Here is a 16142-nt window from a genome sequence, read left to right on the forward strand (position 1 = left end):
GAAGGACTTTCCGATGAGGCTCCGACCGCGTTCGATCCTTCATCACCTCGATGAAGTGGTTTTTGGTGGAGCTCTCTACCCGTTTTCCCCCTCATAACCCCAATGAGGAGGATTTGGCCGAGATCCATAGCCCGTTTCCCCCCTCATAACTCCAATGAAGAGGATTTTGGCCGAGATTCATAGCTCGTTTTCCCCTTCATAACTCTAATGAAGAGGATTTGGCCGAGATTCATAGTCCATTTTCCCCTTCATAACTCCATTAGATATTTTTCATACATTCAAAAAAAAAGATACTAAAGACAATTTTAATAATTGCCCTAGCATCTTCTTCACAACTTCATTTTTCGATAAATCATGGGTGCTCGTTCCTCAACTCGCTTACTATTCGCTTCCTGCACTGCTTTTTCCACAATATGATGGTCTGGCGACAAATAACAGACCGGATCTGTTGCTTCCGCCTCTCCAGTCAGAGCAAACGCCTGGCATCTGCATCCGCCACCGTCTAGATGCAACATGTCACATGACCTGCAGGTTTCCGGCAGCCATTCATCCCCGCGAAAGCGATTAAACGAAACCGATTCATACCAAATTTGATGTAACGACTGCGTCCGTACATTTTCAAAAGAGATTCCTTCAATCATCCCTGCCGTGGGGCATGGAAGGACATCTCCATTCGGTGCCACTGTAAGAGCAATAGCTCCCCAACCGCCCATACACGGTTTAGGAGTTGATTCATAATAATCAGGAATAACCCAAATGATTTCCATTTCTTTGCCGAAGCGCTCTCTTTCTGACTCGAAAGTCTTACTTGCCCGCTCTATCTGCTCTTTACTCGGCAGGAGCCGATCACGATTTAATAAAGCCCAATTATAAAACTGTGTATTAGCTAATTCCAAACGTTCTGCTCCCAATTCATGAGCAAACGCAATAATCTCATCCAATGTATCAATATTTAAACGATGCAACACGACATTTAATGATAAGTGCATTCCCGTACGTTTTACCGCTTCAACAGCCATCCGTTTTTTTTCAAACGCCTTAAATCCACCAATTCGATTAGAAAGCTCTTCTTTCCCTGCTTGGAAGCTGATCTGAACATTTGCTAATCCAGATTCCTTTAGCCGCATAGCCTTTTCCTCTGTTAATCCAATCCCGCTCGTAATCAGATTTGTGTACATTTCTAATGAACTTGCATGTTCGATAAGCTCATCTAGATCTTTCCACAAAAGTGGCTCACCGCCAGAAAAATGAACCTCGACGACCCCAAGATCTGCTGCTTCCGATAAAACTCGACGCCAGTGTTTTGTTGATAATTCCATCTCTTTTAATGTCATTTCAATTGGATTTGAACAGTATGGACAACTTAATGGACAGCGATGTGTTAGCTCGGCAAGTAAAGAGAATGGTGGCTGTACCCTACGTTTCTTTGACTCTAGCATCTTCCATCACCACCCATCCTTCGTCCACCATTTTCAAAATAAACTTCGTGATATCCGCCTTCATCATTTCAAGATCGGGTTTATTCTCAGACTCTAGCGAACTTCTCATTTTTTCGGTGATGGTAAGAATGGATTCATTTCCGTCACAAAGAGCAAGAATCGATGCGGCAGTTTCGTTCAAAACCACCACCTTTTCTGGTAACAAAAGGAGATGCTTTTCTCTTACCTTATCAAATTTCAGTCGCCCCTTTTGTGCGAGTTTTGGAAAGCCACTTGTCAAAATCCCCACCACCAATCCATTACTAGTTAGGAAAAGCCTTTTCGATTGCATCCAGCTGTGCCCATAGAACATCACACTTAAACTGTAATGCCTCAACTGAAAGCTGTTGCTCCTTTAAAGTCTTGCAGGAATCTAGCACAACATTTAAAGCAAATTCTGTATCGCGTGGTGCTTGCGTTAAGCGATTTCTGAAATACCCAAGTCCGCAAACGTCAATCCACGGATACAACCGTTCAAGGATTTTAATTCGCTCTGAAATTAAAATCGGTGAAAATAGTTCTGTTAATGAAGAAGCGACAGCCTCAAGCCACGGTTTTTCCTTCGCAAAATTCACGTAAGCATCAACAGAAAAACGGACAGCCGGTACCACATGTTCCTCACTCAATACTTCTTCGCGCGGTAGTCCCACAACTTCTCCAAGCCTTAACCATGCTTCGATTCCGCCCTCTTGCTCATGGTTACCGTCATGATCAATAATGCGCTGAATCCATTCTTGTCTGAACTCTCTTGTCGGAAGCTTCGATAAAATAACCGCATCCTTAATCGGGACAGACTTCTGATAATAATACCGGTTGGCTACCCAGCCTCTGATTTGTTCCCGACTTAATGTACCTTCGTGCATCGCCACATGAAAGGGGTGTTTGTCATGATAGGAAGAACGTCCGACTTCTATTAATCTTTCTTTGAATTCCTCCCGTGACCATGGCTTTCCCTCTTCATGAGACACCCTCTCTACCCCTTCTTGTTGTGGCATAATCAAACCTCCAATTCCATACCTTCATAGGCAATCTCAATACCGTGTTGTTTTAAGATCCCCGCTTCCTTTGAACCTTTTTTCAAAATAGGATTACTGTTGTTAATGTGGATCAATATTTTTCGCTCAGCAGAAAATGAAGCTAATTTTTCAATAATGCCAGACGGGCCACTAATTGGCAGGTGCCCCATATCTCTTGCATTTCGCTTTGTCGCACCTAACGAAACCAATTCATCCTCAGACCAAAACGTTCCATCTACCAACAAAATATCTGCTTTATGTAAAGCAGACTCAATTTCCAGGGTTATCGTATCTAATGTAGGAAAATAAGCCACACATTTTCCAGACCGTTCATTTTGTAAAAGTAAACCAACCTCCCATATATCCTCATGACCAATATCATTTGACTGAGCATAAAGTGGGGGCTTTCTTGAAACTGGAACAGTCTCGATCAGGATTGATTCCCCAATCCGTTCCCTTACATCTGGCGTAAGTGACTGCCATTCCCAAGAACAGTAGTTTTTTAGCATCGGGAATACTGGAAAAGAGGTGTGTAAACATTCCCTCACTGTTTCCGTACCATAAATCGTTAAGTGGGAACCTTCCCTTAACGACAATAAACCGATCGAGTGATCAAGCTCTGCATCGGTTAAAATCACACCAGCAAGTGGTGTTTCTCTAATTCCAGGGCCCGCATGAAGTGCAGCGAAGGTTTCAATCTGTCTACTTACATCTGGGCCCGCATTGACGAGATACCAGTCCTTTTCATTCGCAGTGATGGCAAGGGAAGATTGTAACATCGGTTTAAGCGCAACATCCCCATCGCGAAGACCGCGACAATTGGGACATGCACAATTCCATTGCGGAAAACCTCCTCCTGCCGCTACTCCTAATACCCTGATTAGAATATTGATTCCATCCCTTCGATCCGACTTAAATGAACTTCCACCTATATCTACTCACGGATGTAGGAATACATTGTTACCTCCGCAGCGGTATTAATCACTTCATACTCAGGAATGATCCACACGCTATTCACCCCCTTTAGTAGCAATGAACGTCCTTTCAAACTATTCTTATGTAGAAAGCCCGCGTAAAATAACCTCGAATTTCGACATAAAGTTGTCCAATTTGCCAAAATTAATAGGATACAAAAAAACATTGCCCCGAAGACTCGTGAGCATTGTTATTAAATAATTATTGTCTTATAGCTGTACCTGTATTGAATAACTCCTTCTTTTTCCATCCTCCCCATTTAAAATAAGAAAAGGAAAAGAGGCTGCTGATGATAAAACTAATTCCGATTCCTAGTGCAATTCCGTTCTGTCCTATTAAATTTGAGCAGAAATAGGTAATCGGATATCGAAGAAGCCAAAAGGACAGGATGTTCAGGATCAATACTTGATACATGGCCCCTGCTCCTCTTACTACTCCATTCAAGATAAAATTAATACCAATGAATGGATAAAAGAATGCGACAATTCTTAAATAGTCCGTACCAAAAGTGACCGCTTCTTTTTCCTGGATAAACAGCCTCGTGAGCCCTTCCGCAAACAAAAATACAACTAATGCAATGGACAACATGATGATTACATTGAATATTGTCCCATATAACGCAATCTGATGAACCCGATCCCATTGGTTGGCTCCAATATTTTGACCTGCCATACTATTTACAGCCGTGCCTATTGCCATCGCCGGAATGATAATTAAACTATCAATTCTTTGCGAAGCACCAAATCCTGCTACCACGGCCCCGTCGAATGAATTGACCACCGATAAAATCGCCGTCACTCCTGCAAAAATCACCATCATCTGGAGCCCAGCAGGAATTCCTAATTTTAATATTAACCAGATGTCCTCTTTACTTGGTAAATAGGGGATTGAATATGGAACAAGCTGGCGTCGTAACGTGTAAACCAATGCCAATAAGAATGCAATTCCTTGCGCAAGCACAGTTGCCCATGCGGCTCCATGCATTCCCCAATCAAAAATGAAAATGAATAATGGGTCCAAAATTGCATTCAACACAACTGCTACAAACACAAACCGCAATGGAGTTTTACTATCACCTAATGCCCTAAGCACAGTACCGATAAAGTTATATCCCATTAAAAACAAAACGCCGAGAAAATTTATTTCTAAATAGGTTTTTGCCTCATTCAACATCTCCGATGGAGTATTCAAAAAGAGTAATAGTGGTTCTGAAAAAAAGTAACCAAACAAACCGACCAAAATAGAAAGAGTGGATAATAAGACAACAAATGCATTTACATATTTTTTTAATCCTTGCTCGTCATTCATCCCTTTTTGTTGAGAAAGAATTGTCAATGTGGCATTGTTAATTCCAAGAATAAACGCCAATACCGTGACCACAACTGTAGAAGAAATCGTAACCGCCCCGAGTGCATTCGCACCTAGTAAATTTCCTACCCACAAACTATCGATAAATTGATAGGATACTTGAAGCAGATTGGTTAACATAATCGGACCTGCAAAGAAAATCAATTGTTTTCGGACTGACCCTTGCGTGAAATCCTGTTGCGTCAATACATATACACTCCTTCTTTTTTCTGAATTATCTGTTCTAGGATACCATAGCTTCTCAAAACTGTCTGATTTGATAGATTTTAACCCTAAATTAAAAAAAGACAAGGTTGAATCCCCTGTCTAAATTGTTACTTTAAATTTAATTTTAAAAATTCACCTGTTCGCTTATAAATATCTTTATATTCATCAAGATGCGTAAATTTACCTAGAAATCCATGTGTCACGCCATCATACCTTTTTAATTCAACAGAAACTTCACATTTTTTTAAATTCGCAGCAAATAGTTCACCTTCATCACGGAATGGGTCATATTCCGCTGTGATCACAAGTGCTGAAGGAAGGTTTTCTAAATTTTCTTCTCGAATTGGTGAAACGAGTGGATTATCTGTATCTACTCCACCTAATAAATAAAAGGAGTTATGTTCTGCTAAACCATCACTTTCTACGAAATAGCCCTTTCCGTTTTCGATTAATGACGGATAACGGAATTCACTGAAATCAAGATCTAGTGATGGATAGAATAATACTTGTTTCGTGATCGCAAATTCTTTTTTGTCACGTGCCAGATAAGTTAGGACGGCAACTAAGTTTCCACCTGAGCTATCGCCAGCAATGGCAAGGTTTTTACCATCCCAATTCAATTCTTCTTGATGCTCGGTTGCCCATTTTGTTACATTGTAGCAATCTTCTAATCCGGCCGGAAAAGGGTGCTCAGGTGCAAGGCGGTATCCAACAGAAATGACCTTATAGCCTGATTCCATACAAATTGGGCGTACGACTTCATCATGACTCTCAATGCTCCCTGAGAAAAAAGCGCCACCATGGAAATACATTAATAGTGGATATGAATCACCTTCATGAGGTGTATAAATTCTCACAGGAATATCTGCTTCTGGTGTCGAAACGATCCTATCTTCAATTTCAAATACCTGTACTCGTTCTTCAACAGGTAATATGGGAGCATCAAAAATCTTTCGATGTTCTTCTGGAATGATTTTGTGTTTCACATCAGTTACTGGAATCGAATCTAATACTTTTTTAATCACAGGATGTACTGGCATCTATGAAACCTCCTCATTTTAAAAGAGGCTGCTAAACAATCAGCCTCCTGTCTTAAACTCTACCAAATTAGTAAAAATCTTTCTCTGTTAATACACTTTCCATCTCTAGTTTTGGGAATACGCGAGATAACTGTTGATAAATCGTTGTAAGTGGCTTTCTTTGGGCCTCATACTTTTGCAATGCTTCCGGAATGGTATCTGATTCACGAATGGCAACGGCTAATGCGCCAGCATCTTGGAGTGCAGCATTTGCACCTTGGCCAATATTGTGAAGCATAGTATGAGCCGCATCCCCAACCAGTGTTACACAATTTGTACTCCAGCGTTCAATTGGATCAATATCATATAACGCGCGACAAGTGAAATCTTCTAAAGTTAGACTTTCTACAATTTTAATCATCGCCGGACTAAAATTCTTTACCGAATCTAAGATCTGTTGTTTTGTTACAACAGGCTTCGGACTGGAATCTGTTGATGGGGCCGTAATATCAAGGGAGACTTGTTTTCGAAGCTGTAATGGCAAGAAATAAACTTGGACATCACCTTCGATTGCAATGCGAAGATTGTTATCTTTCGAAACCCAACCATAGGTTTGTTCTTCACTAACAAGTAGACGATATGCATGGTAGCCAGAATATACAGGCTTACTTTCGCCGAATATTTTATCACGAACAACCGAACGAATCCCATCTGCACCAATGACTAAGTCTGCTTCAACGGAATGGCCGTTTTCAAAATGAACTTCTACATAATCTTCATGGTGTAAAATCTGTGAGCAACGATGGCTCAAATGAACCTGTTCAGGTGGTAATTGGGCAATTAATGTGTCTAATAAGTCTGCTCGATGAACGAATCGTGTATATCGTTCATTTTGATTTTCTGACATAGCTGGCCATCTTTCCTTACTGTGTGTTTCACCTGCACCGGTTAGAATTTCCATATAGTCACTATGTGTTGTTACTTTTTCAAGATCCTCATAAGCCCCCCACTCTTTAAAATAATTGATCGTTGGTGGGCGTAATCCGATACCTGCACCAACCTCTTTTAGCTCTGGTGCTTGCTCATACACATCGGCACGAATTCCTTCCTTTTGTAATGCAACCGCAGCAGCTGCACCACCGATTCCGCCTCCAATAATGACTACTCGTAATTCAGATTTCTCTTTCATATAAATTTCCCTCCTAATTCCGAATTTTTTCTAATAAGTTTTATGCGATTAACGAAAAGAACACCGCTATCATGTTAGAAATACAAATTGAGTTACGAGTATCATTACAAAAGCTTCGATGTAAGCGGTTAAATTTTCGTTCAGTAACAACATCGGTTTAAATGATGCCAATAGATTAATAGAAAGTAAGCGTAATTAAGTCTATTGGCAACATTGAATTTACTTGCAAAGTCCCATTTACCAAAATTATCGATTCACTGTAAAAGAAAACTTATAGTCGTCAGCTATATTTACAGCTTTCCTCCAGCCAACAAGTTGGTTATTTCGTGTATATAATTTCGTTTCCATCACAAGGACAGGGTCTCCAGTGTCAAAACTTAAAATTTTCGCCTCTTCTTTTTTCGCAGCAGATGCATAAATTTGATGATCGCCACGAGAAATAGAGATTCCTAAATCACTTTCTAGTAATTCGAAAACACTCTCTACTTGCTTGAGTTCCCGGATAGTTGGATTAAAATCTTCTGGAACGTCCAAATAGGTTTGTGTCCAAGCAAGAGGTCGCTTGTCTAAAAGAATCAAACGTGAGACTCTTAATACTTTTTCATCTCCATGTAAACGAAGTATCTCGCGTAATTCATCAGTCGGCTCCACTCGATCGATACCTAAAATTTTCGAACGAACATCAGCACCTTGCTGACGAAGATAGTTAACTAATCCTCCTAATTGTAGATTGGGTGGATGAACCGGCAATTCTTGAACAGGAAATGTTCCTTTAGAACGTTCTCGATACACATACCCTTCGTCAGTAAGCTCTTTTAAAGCTTGCCGTACTGGTGCCCGACTTACATGAAATCGGCGAACGAGTTCTCCCTCTGTAATAAAAGGACTCCCTGCCTCACTATCCTGTAGCTCATCAATTAGGATTTCCTTAATTTGTTTGTACAATGGAACTGGCGAATTCCGATCAATCACATTTCTTTTCATAACTTTCCTCATTCTTTTACTCCTAGAATAGTAGATTTTTCCTGATAGGACTCTGATAATTTTAGTGGTGCGCTCGTTTTTTCTTGTACATATTCAAAAGTTACGTCAGGTGCAAGCTCTATAACTTCTAGGCCCTGAACCGTCACATCAATGATTGCTAGATTTGTATAAATACGATTCACACAATTGATCGCTGTAAGTGGATACGTACATTCATCGACAATTTTTGGCTCACCTTTATTTGTCGTATGCTGCATAAAAAGGAAAACACGCTTACTGCCCACTGTTAAATCCATTGCTCCTCCAACACGACCAAGTGGATCTTTTGGAAGTTTCCAGCTCGCGAGATCACCGTACTGAGAAACCTGGAATGCACCAAGGACTGCAGCATCAAGATGCCCGCCACGAATCATTGCAAATGAGTCCGATTGTGAAAAATAGGAGCCACCGGGCTTTAGTGTAATGGGTTCCTTGCCCGCATTTACGAGATCCATATCTTCTTCACCTGGTGCAGGTTTCGGACCTAATCCAAGAAGACCATTCTCACTGTGTAAAATGATTTCCCGACCTTCTGGAATAAAATCCGCGACTAAAGTTGGTAACCCAATACCAAGGTTTACAAACCATCCATCTTCAAGATCAAGGGCTACTCGTGCAGCCAGTTCCGGCATCGACCATCCGATTTTTTTATCATTACTCATTCACTAGTACCCTCCCCTCATGTTGCGGTTCAACTTGGACTAAGCGATGTACGAAAACACTCGGAGTTACAATTGCCTCCGGATCAATTTCGCCTACTTCTACGATTTCACTTACTTCAGCGATTGTAATTTTCGCTGCCGTTGCCATTACCGGGTTAAAGTTACGTTGTGTTTTTCGGTAAACGAGGTTACCCCAACGGTCTGCTTTATCACCTTTAATAAAAGCGAAATCACCTTTAATCGCACGCTCCATTACGTACAAGCGACCATCAAATTCCTGAATTGGTTTCCCTTCTCCAAGTTCAGTATTAACAGCTGTGGCCGTGTAGAAGGCTGGAATACCAGCACCACCAGCACGGATACGCTCTGCTAAAGTACCCTGTGGGGCAATTTCTAGCTCAATTTCTCCTTTTTCAAGGCGTTGAATAAGGTCGTCTGCATGTGGACCGACCGGGAAGGAGCAGATGATCTTTTTCACTTGATTGTTACTTATCAGTGCTGCAACACCGTCGCTAACGGCACCAATATTATTAGAGACAACCGTAAGATTCTTTGCTCCCTGTTCTACAAGCGCTGCGATCAGTTGAGATGGAAGTCCGCTTCCACCAAATCCCCCAACAAGCAAGGTTGCTCCATCATGGATATCGGCAACCGCTTGCTTAAATGTGTCAATTTTTTTCTGAATCACTTAGAATTTCCCCCTTTCTGATACTCAGGTTGTTCTTTCTGATAGCCATTCATCGTCACAAAGAATGCACATGGTAGATTACGAGGGTCACCTGTATAACCAATTTCCTCCGCAATTGATCCGAATGGGCCATATAATCCATCGCTATTTAAAGATTGTCCTTGATTTTCCGATAGGTGACGCTTTACGATTTCTGCTAGCTTCGCATCCATATCTAGGCTTTCTTGGAGTGCAATGGACACCGCATCTCCTTCAAGTTGGGGCATGACAACCTCTGCTTTCGCATTTCTGAAAGGATGCCCTAAATATAAACGCTTCGGACGCACTTCATGAAGAAGATGCTCAACGCTTTTTCGATAAAGCGAAGGGAATTCAATCGTAGGAATTCCACTTCGCTCACCACCGTACATTTGGACCGCATCCGCAGCAAAAGCCCAATCAAGTCTATCTAAAACATAGGTAACTGATCCGATTGAGTGTCCTGGTGTTTCAACGACAGTGATCGATACATCTCCACCTAAAGAAATTTGATTGCCATCTCCGACTTCAAGTGTTGGTTCCAAGTCTTCGCCAATATCACTCAGCATCATTGAGATATGCTTATCATGAAGTTCTGGATCAACAAATTTACCTTGAAGGTTTTTGTAATCTGTAATATGTGCGTTACGGTTACGCAGTAGATTAGCGTCCTTTTTCGGAATAACGATTTCTGCACGTTTTCCTGTCTTTTCCCAAACCGCCCTAGCTCCACCAAGATGATCCACATGTCCATGTGTAAGAAGAATCCAACGAATATCTTCCATCTTCACTCCATGTTCTGCTAGGGCTGGTTCGATTGCATGAACTGCCGATGAAGCAACGCCCGTATCGACTAAAGCAGGTTCTGGGGCGTCAATATAATATGAAAAAGCCGAAATAGGACCGAATTTGCATTCAATTGGAATAACTTTTACCATTTTCCCACCCCTGAAATCATTATTTTATTTGTTTTCTTTAGGGATTACTGGTAAAACAAGTCGTGATGGATGATCTGCATCCCGATAGATTTTATGCATCGTTGCACGACCACTTGGTAAGTGGTAGCTATCTGGTGGTAATAATTTTGCATCTTCTCCATCAAGTGGTTCGTTACATGCAAGCTCTAATTCCACTCGATGTCCTGGTTTAATTAAGAATGAGAATGGATATAAGCGAATCGCATACTCAATAATCTCACCAGGTGGCACTGGAACTGCTCGGTTATGTGGATGCCATGGCTCACCGTATGTTGATTTTTCTTCATCTAATTCACGATGAGATGCTTTTAAATAACCTGATGTCATTAACGTACGTTTGTCACTTGGATCTACATCATAGAGCTTCGCAATGAAGTTCGTATCGTCTGTATCAATTTCTGCAAAAAGATATAATGCACCAGTACCTGTCATTTCTACTGGTTCACGGAATTTATCCGTAGACCATTTCAAGGTTTCCGATTTGGTTGTTACTGTTAAAGGTGCTTGATAGAAGCCATCAGGATGGGCATACTCAGATGTTAATGGTTCTCTTTTCTCACTAATTTTATGGCGAGGACGTAAGTAGAAATCCTTATGTTCAGTATTTGGTAATGGCCATTGTTGCTCTTTACGCCATTTGTAAGAACCTTCTACAGAGAACTGTACAGTTGGTTCATCCATGATTCCTGTGTCAATCCCTTTTAACCAATAATCGTACCAACGGAACATTTCGTCATGGCATTCATGGAATGGTCTTTCTAACATTGGTGGAAGCGCTTGAATTTCAAGTTTCTTCACGCCTTGTACACGGTGGAAGCATTCGATTGTCCCCTCAACATTCCAGCCGCGTCCCCATTTTGCTTGGAAGTAAACAGGAATATCTACTTTATTCGCCACATCGATTGCACTATCTTTTTGCCAGAATGGACCATCCAGTGGATTTAGTAAATAATCCATCCATAGCTCATGCCGGTCCTGATAATGTAAAAGGTGAACAAAATCTGACCAATGTGCAATATCTGGATCATTTAAGCGCTCTTGCGTTATACGTTGTAGCTCTTCTGGTGAATAGACCTTTGAGCTCTTACTTGATACATTATTGAACGCATTTCCACTGTCACCTCCGCGTCCTTCGCGAGATGCACGTGGCATTAACCACATAATTCCTCCGTGATAGCACAGTTCATAAAGGTCGAAGTGACCGCCATTTACAAATATTGCTTTTAAGTGTGGTGGTTTTTCAGCTGCACCTAAAATTTGAACAGATGCAAAGTAAGAAATTCCTATCATTCCTACATTCCCATCACACCAATCTTGCTCGGCCATCCATTCAACAATGTCGTAAATATCTTTACCGTCACCATGTCCACCTGAATTATAGTTACCACACATTTCACCTTCAGAGTGACCAGTACCACGTACGTCAGCGATAATATGTGCATAGCCATTTTCGACAACAGCACGGATATCTCCTGCCTCGATTGCACCATTCCAAAGATGACTTGGACGTGCTTGAGGAGGTAATGTTAACGCTTGTGCTTGAAGTTCTTTACCATATGGGCTAAGAGCAAGTAACGCAGGTACTTTTTCTACACCCTCCGGAAGGTAAATATCCGCTGCAATATGTACACCATCACGCATGGGAATACGTACATTCTTTTTAACTATCATGTTCATTCTCTCCCCTTACGTTTTTTCAGATTTGATTTGATTTATGAAAATTTGATAGATTTTTAGACTTTTAAGCAGGAGTAAAGCATGGAACATAAGGACCTGGATGATCCTGGTCTCCACTTTGCTTGAATACTACTTTTACCCGTTGATCGATGTGGAGTGTATCTAGGTCACAATCGACAAAATTGGTCATGACCCTCGGACCTTCATCAAGTTCAACAAAACCGATAGCATATGGAACACCTCTGCGCATGACACTGTATGTATAGATGGTTCCAGTACCTTTTGCTTCTTTCCATGACGTTTTTTCACTTTGACAATAAGGACATAATAAACGTGGATAAAAATGATATTCGTCACAGTTGTCACACTGTTTGATTACTAATTTTCCTTCTGAGGCGGCATCCCAATATTCTTTCAGTTCAGGCTGAATCTCAGGAATTGCCATCGTTCTAGATTGATACATCGTTGCCATCATCTACACCCTCTCTAAAATAAGAGTTGCACTACCATGACGACTTGCGAGCCCGCCACCTGTTCCGTGAACTAGAGCGATGTCACAGTTTTCCACTTGAACCTTCGGATGTGCTTCTCCACGTAGCTGACGTACAGCCTCTAACACTTTCACGATCCCGCCTCTACCCGCTGGATGGTTGTTATTCAATCCACCACCATCAGTATTGACCGGAAGCTTGCCAATACCTGAAATTAAGTTCCCATCGGCAACAAATTTTCCGCCATCACCTTTTTTACAGAAACCTAAATCCTCAAGCTGCATTAACACCGTAATGGTGAAGCTGTCATAAATGGAAGCATATTTAATATCTAGAGGTGTAACACCCGCCTCCTCGAACGCCTTCGGTCCAGACCATACTGCTCCAGAATAGGTAAGGTCTACTTTGCCACCATTTAATCCTTTCGGTGACTCCCCACTGCCCATCACACGGATAAGAGGACGTTTCAGGCTTTTCGCAATTTCGGGCTTCACAACAACCAAAGCACCACCACCGTCACTTACAACACAGCAATCTAATCGGTGTAAAGGATCGGCAATCATCGGTGATTCGAGCACATCTGCAACTGATACAACATCCCGAAGCATTGCATTTGGATTATATTGTGCATGATGTGAAGCAGCGACTTTAACCCAGGCTAACTGTTCACTCGTCGTTCCGTATTCATGCATATGGCGCATCGCCGCCATCGCGTATTCGTTCACGGCTGTCGGTCCGTAGGGAAGTTCAAACGGTGCATCTGGTACGTTTGCACCGACCACTTTTTGCTTAACACCACTTCTGCCTTCTGAACGCGGACGTCCTGCCATCGTAATCAATGCGACATTGCATTTTCCTGCAGCAATGGCTTGGGCAGCATGTGAGACGTGTGCAATATACGATGAACCCCCTATTTCAGTAGAATCTACATGACGTACATTGAGACCTAAATATTCAGCCATAGACAGAGCGCCACCAGGGGCATCCCCCGCACAAAAGTAGCCGTCAACATCTGCAAATGTAAGTCCTGCATCCTCTAATGCTCCTTTTGCACATTCAGCATGTAAAGCTGCAACAGATTTATCAGGTGCCTTACGGGTTGGGTGCTCAAAAGCCCCCACAATATAAGCCATGCCTTTAATACTCATAATCAATAACCTCCGTTAATTAGCTTTTTTTGATTAACGAGGATCCTGCATCGTTAAAATTTTTGCTGGATTATGAACTAGAAGCTGTTCAAATACTTCTTCACCAACACCAGCTTTACGAAGGTCAGGTAAAAATTCTTCAAACAGGTAATTGACTGAATGTCCTTTCAATCCTGGCCAGCCAAGAGCACAACAGTTGGCGTCAGCAGAAATTAACGCACGATCTACAAAACCTTTTCCTAGGAAACGAAGGAAATGTTCCACACGATCTTGACGAGGACGTGACCAATATGGTGCACCTTCCATCTCACTGTCATAACCGATCGTATCGAAGCCAACCCAACCACCAAGCTCTGCAATCAACGTGTCACGGTTTTCATTAAGATAACCGCCATCGTCGGCATGACCCATAAGGACGCGATCAAGAGGTAGGCCTTCTTCATTGAAAATGGCGATTGCTGTTTCAGCATCTACGCATAAATGTGTAATAATCGGAACACCCGTTTTTAGGGATGCTCGAGCAGCTGCACGATAAATTCGTTTATCAAGCTCGCTTAATTTACCACCACGACTTACACCTACTTTGATAGCCCCAGCCTTTGCGCTCGTACCATCAATTCCAACAGTTACTTCATGTATGAATAAATCTGTTAAATACTCAATGGATTTGTTTCGGAAATAAGGTAGGGCTGAGTCACCTGCAACAAAGCCTGTAACTGCAACAATATGTACACCTGTTTTTCGAGAAAGCACTTGGAAATATTCAAGGTCACGTCCATTTCCAATCCCCGTACAATCTACAAATGTTTTACCACCATGTTCACGGAAGCGACGTAGCTTCTGTACGGTAACTTCAAATGCTTCCTCAGGCGCTTTCCACCATTGAGTATCTAAATCACATCCTGGTAGACCGAACCCAATATGCTCATGCATGGCTACGACCCCTAGATCTTCTGTCGGGATTGTGCCTAAAACTGTATTAACTTTCCCCATTGTTTTGTTCACTCCTTACCTTTAGTTTTGCTCTGTTTGGATAACTGCTTCTTTTTCTATAGTTACTTGAGCATTAACTGTAAGTACACGTTGTGGATTTTCTTCTAATAGAATACGAATTTGTTCGTCTGTTGCACCTGCTTTACGCAAGATTGGTAGGAACGTAGATAGTAAGTATTCGTATGCAAGCTCTTTCGCATCATGGCCTTTAGCAACTCCAACTGCATTTGTTGAAATAAGGACACGGTCTCCATAACCTTCATCGAACAGTTCTAGTATTAACTCAGCACGTCTAGTATCGTTTACAAAGCCTTCTTCTGATGACCAACCAACATGGTCTAAAGCAACATAAGCTCCACGGCTTGCAATAGCGAATGCTTCTTTCTGCCGGTCCGCATCTAGACGGTCAAGTCCTCCGATAATGACTCGGTTAGGAGAAACACCTTCCCCTAATAAAATTTCTAAATCATTTTCAGCATCTTCACCATATTGAACGGATACGGGTACTCCTGTAACGAGAGCCGTTTGTGCTGATCCGCGGAATAGATTCGTTTCTTTTTCAGTAATCCCACTTTGACTAGCGATTGAAGTGACTATGCCTGCGGAACTTGAACGTTCAACACGTGGTACAACAATCCCTTCTATTACCTCTTTTGTAAACAAACTAGAAAATTGTTCAGCTGACCACGGTGTTGGTGGGTTCTTTTGTGGTGTAACAAAATATCCACTTAACATTGGTTCAGGCCCTAAGCCCGTTGACGCAATAATATGTACACCAGTTGATTTAGAAAGAGTTTCATATAGCTTTATATCACGACCGTGGAACATACCACTTCGATCAACGATTGTTTTACCACCTAGTCGACGAAACTCTATAAGTTTACTTTTTATAGTTTCAAAGATTTCACTTTTATCCATCTTAATTTCCGGAGCGAATTCTGCACCTGGTACGACTGATAGAAGTGATTCATGAATGAGTACAACACCCAATTCATCTGCTGGTACTAATCCAAGAACAGTACGAACAACACCTGACTTTTTTTCATTATGTGCCATAATGAACCTCCCATCATTTAACTTGTTCTTCGTAAAAATTGAAAAACAATGATCATTTCTAGTTAATCTAACAACCATTTCAACAACACAACCAACCCTTAAAGGATAGGAGAGTCTACAATTTAATAAGCGGAAACTCCTATTTGTAATCGCTTTC

The 16142-nt window shown here is 41.6% G+C and carries 16 protein-coding genes; all 16 read right to left on the reverse strand.

Annotated elements, in window-relative coordinates; all coding sequences use genetic code 11:
• Positions 1-329: 329 nt before the first annotated feature.
• The 16 genes from pqqE to V7097_RS20750 all read right to left on the reverse strand — a co-directional run bounded on the left by pqqE (position 330) and on the right by V7097_RS20750 (position 15985).
• Positions 330-1439, reverse strand: coding sequence for a pyrroloquinoline quinone biosynthesis protein PqqE (gene pqqE, locus V7097_RS20675; protein ID WP_335705531.1), 1110 nt, complete (start codon positions 1437-1439; stop codon positions 330-332).
• Positions 1417-1719 (reverse strand): pyrroloquinoline quinone biosynthesis peptide chaperone PqqD, encoded by a 303-nt coding sequence (gene pqqD / locus V7097_RS20680; RefSeq protein ID WP_335705532.1) that lies wholly within the window; start codon positions 1717-1719, stop codon positions 1417-1419. The genes pqqE and pqqD overlap by 23 nt, the downstream gene beginning before the upstream one ends.
• A 22-nt stretch (positions 1720-1741) precedes the next feature.
• Entirely contained in the window at positions 1742-2473 is a 732-nt protein-coding gene (gene pqqC, locus V7097_RS20685; protein ID WP_335705533.1) for a pyrroloquinoline-quinone synthase PqqC, read from the reverse strand.
• Positions 2474-2475: 2 nt separating this feature from the next.
• Positions 2476-3426, reverse strand: a complete 951-nt coding sequence (pqqB, locus tag V7097_RS20690) for a pyrroloquinoline quinone biosynthesis protein PqqB (protein ID WP_335705581.1) — start codon at positions 3424-3426, stop codon at positions 2476-2478.
• A gap of 244 nt (positions 3427-3670) precedes the next feature.
• Positions 3671-5023, reverse strand: coding sequence for an MATE family efflux transporter (locus V7097_RS20695; protein WP_335705534.1), 1353 nt, complete (start codon positions 5021-5023; stop codon positions 3671-3673).
• A gap of 128 nt (positions 5024-5151) precedes the next feature.
• Positions 5152-6084: an alpha/beta hydrolase gene (locus V7097_RS20700; RefSeq protein ID WP_335705535.1), complete on the reverse strand. Its 933-nt coding sequence runs from the start codon at positions 6082-6084 to the stop codon at positions 5152-5154.
• A 67-nt stretch (positions 6085-6151) separates the two neighbouring features.
• A complete protein-coding gene (locus tag V7097_RS20705) occupies positions 6152-7252 on the reverse strand; it encodes an FAD-dependent oxidoreductase (protein ID WP_335705536.1) in 1101 nt (366 codons plus the stop codon).
• Positions 7253-7498: 246 nt separating this feature from the next.
• A complete protein-coding gene (locus V7097_RS20710; protein ID WP_335705537.1) occupies positions 7499-8248 on the reverse strand; it encodes a GntR family transcriptional regulator in 750 nt (249 codons plus the stop codon).
• Positions 8245-8937: a 3-oxoacid CoA-transferase subunit B gene (locus tag V7097_RS20715; protein ID WP_335705538.1), complete on the reverse strand. Its 693-nt coding sequence runs from the start codon at positions 8935-8937 to the stop codon at positions 8245-8247. Before V7097_RS20715 ends, V7097_RS20710 begins: the two co-directional genes overlap by 4 nt.
• Positions 8930-9625 carry a 3-oxoacid CoA-transferase subunit A gene (locus V7097_RS20720; protein WP_335705539.1) on the reverse strand — a complete coding sequence of 232 codons (696 nt, stop codon included), beginning with the start codon at positions 9623-9625 and terminating at the stop codon, positions 8930-8932. Before V7097_RS20720 ends, V7097_RS20715 begins: the two co-directional genes overlap by 8 nt.
• Positions 9622-10581 carry an MBL fold metallo-hydrolase gene (locus V7097_RS20725; RefSeq protein WP_335705540.1) on the reverse strand — a complete coding sequence of 320 codons (960 nt, stop codon included), beginning with the start codon at positions 10579-10581 and terminating at the stop codon, positions 9622-9624. The genes V7097_RS20720 and V7097_RS20725 overlap by 4 nt, the downstream gene beginning before the upstream one ends.
• A gap of 24 nt (positions 10582-10605) precedes the next feature.
• Positions 10606-12291, reverse strand: coding sequence for a CocE/NonD family hydrolase (locus tag V7097_RS20730; RefSeq protein ID WP_335705541.1), 1686 nt, complete (start codon positions 12289-12291; stop codon positions 10606-10608).
• A 70-nt stretch (positions 12292-12361) separates the two neighbouring features.
• Complete coding sequence (locus tag V7097_RS20735; protein ID WP_335705542.1) at positions 12362-12769, reverse strand: Zn-ribbon domain-containing OB-fold protein; 408 nt, start codon at positions 12767-12769, stop codon at positions 12362-12364.
• A 3-nt stretch (positions 12770-12772) separates the two neighbouring features.
• On the reverse strand, positions 12773-13936 hold the full coding sequence (locus V7097_RS20740) for a thiolase domain-containing protein (protein WP_335705543.1): 1164 nt from the start codon (positions 13934-13936) through the stop codon (positions 12773-12775).
• 33 nt (positions 13937-13969) lie between these two features.
• Positions 13970-14929, reverse strand: coding sequence for a phosphotriesterase family protein (locus V7097_RS20745; RefSeq protein ID WP_335705544.1), 960 nt, complete (start codon positions 14927-14929; stop codon positions 13970-13972).
• 21 nt (positions 14930-14950) lie between these two features.
• Positions 14951-15985 (reverse strand): phosphotriesterase, encoded by a 1035-nt coding sequence (locus V7097_RS20750; protein ID WP_335705545.1) that lies wholly within the window; start codon positions 15983-15985, stop codon positions 14951-14953.
• Between the last annotated feature and the right edge of the window lie 157 nt (positions 15986-16142).

The sequence above is a fragment of the Bacillus sp. JJ1562 genome, from assembly GCF_036962705.1.
In the GTDB taxonomy this organism is placed as follows: Bacteria; Bacillota; Bacilli; order Bacillales; family Bacillaceae_L; genus Ferdinandcohnia.

What these genes read in the sequence shown, in the direction of transcription:
- V7097_RS20745 (WP_335705544.1), bottom strand. Translation starts at nt 14,929, where the DNA reads ATGGGGAAAGTTAATACAGTTTTAGGCACAATCCCGACAGAAGATCTA.
- V7097_RS20730 (WP_335705541.1), bottom strand. Translation starts at nt 12,291, where the DNA reads ATGATAGTTAAAAAGAATGTACGTATTCCCATGCGTGATGGTGTACAT.
- V7097_RS20740 (WP_335705543.1), bottom strand. Translation starts at nt 13,936, where the DNA reads ATGAGTATTAAAGGCATGGCTTATATTGTGGGGGCTTTTGAGCACCCA.
- pqqE (WP_335705531.1), bottom strand. Translation starts at nt 1,439, where the DNA reads ATGCTAGAGTCAAAGAAACGTAGGGTACAGCCACCATTCTCTTTACTT.
- V7097_RS20725 (WP_335705540.1), bottom strand. Translation starts at nt 10,581, where the DNA reads ATGGTAAAAGTTATTCCAATTGAATGCAAATTCGGTCCTATTTCGGCT.
- V7097_RS20705 (WP_335705536.1), bottom strand. Translation starts at nt 7,252, where the DNA reads ATGAAAGAGAAATCTGAATTACGAGTAGTCATTATTGGAGGCGGAATC.
- pqqC (WP_335705533.1), bottom strand. Translation starts at nt 2,473, where the DNA reads ATGCCACAACAAGAAGGGGTAGAGAGGGTGTCTCATGAAGAGGGAAAG.
- V7097_RS20735 (WP_335705542.1), bottom strand. Translation starts at nt 12,769, where the DNA reads ATGGCAACGATGTATCAATCTAGAACGATGGCAATTCCTGAGATTCAG.
- V7097_RS20700 (WP_335705535.1), bottom strand. Translation starts at nt 6,084, where the DNA reads ATGCCAGTACATCCTGTGATTAAAAAAGTATTAGATTCGATTCCAGTA.
- V7097_RS20710 (WP_335705537.1), bottom strand. Translation starts at nt 8,248, where the DNA reads ATGAGGAAAGTTATGAAAAGAAATGTGATTGATCGGAATTCGCCAGTT.
- V7097_RS20750 (WP_335705545.1), bottom strand. Translation starts at nt 15,985, where the DNA reads ATGGCACATAATGAAAAAAAGTCAGGTGTTGTTCGTACTGTTCTTGGA.
- V7097_RS20715 (WP_335705538.1), bottom strand. Translation starts at nt 8,937, where the DNA reads ATGAGTAATGATAAAAAAATCGGATGGTCGATGCCGGAACTGGCTGCA.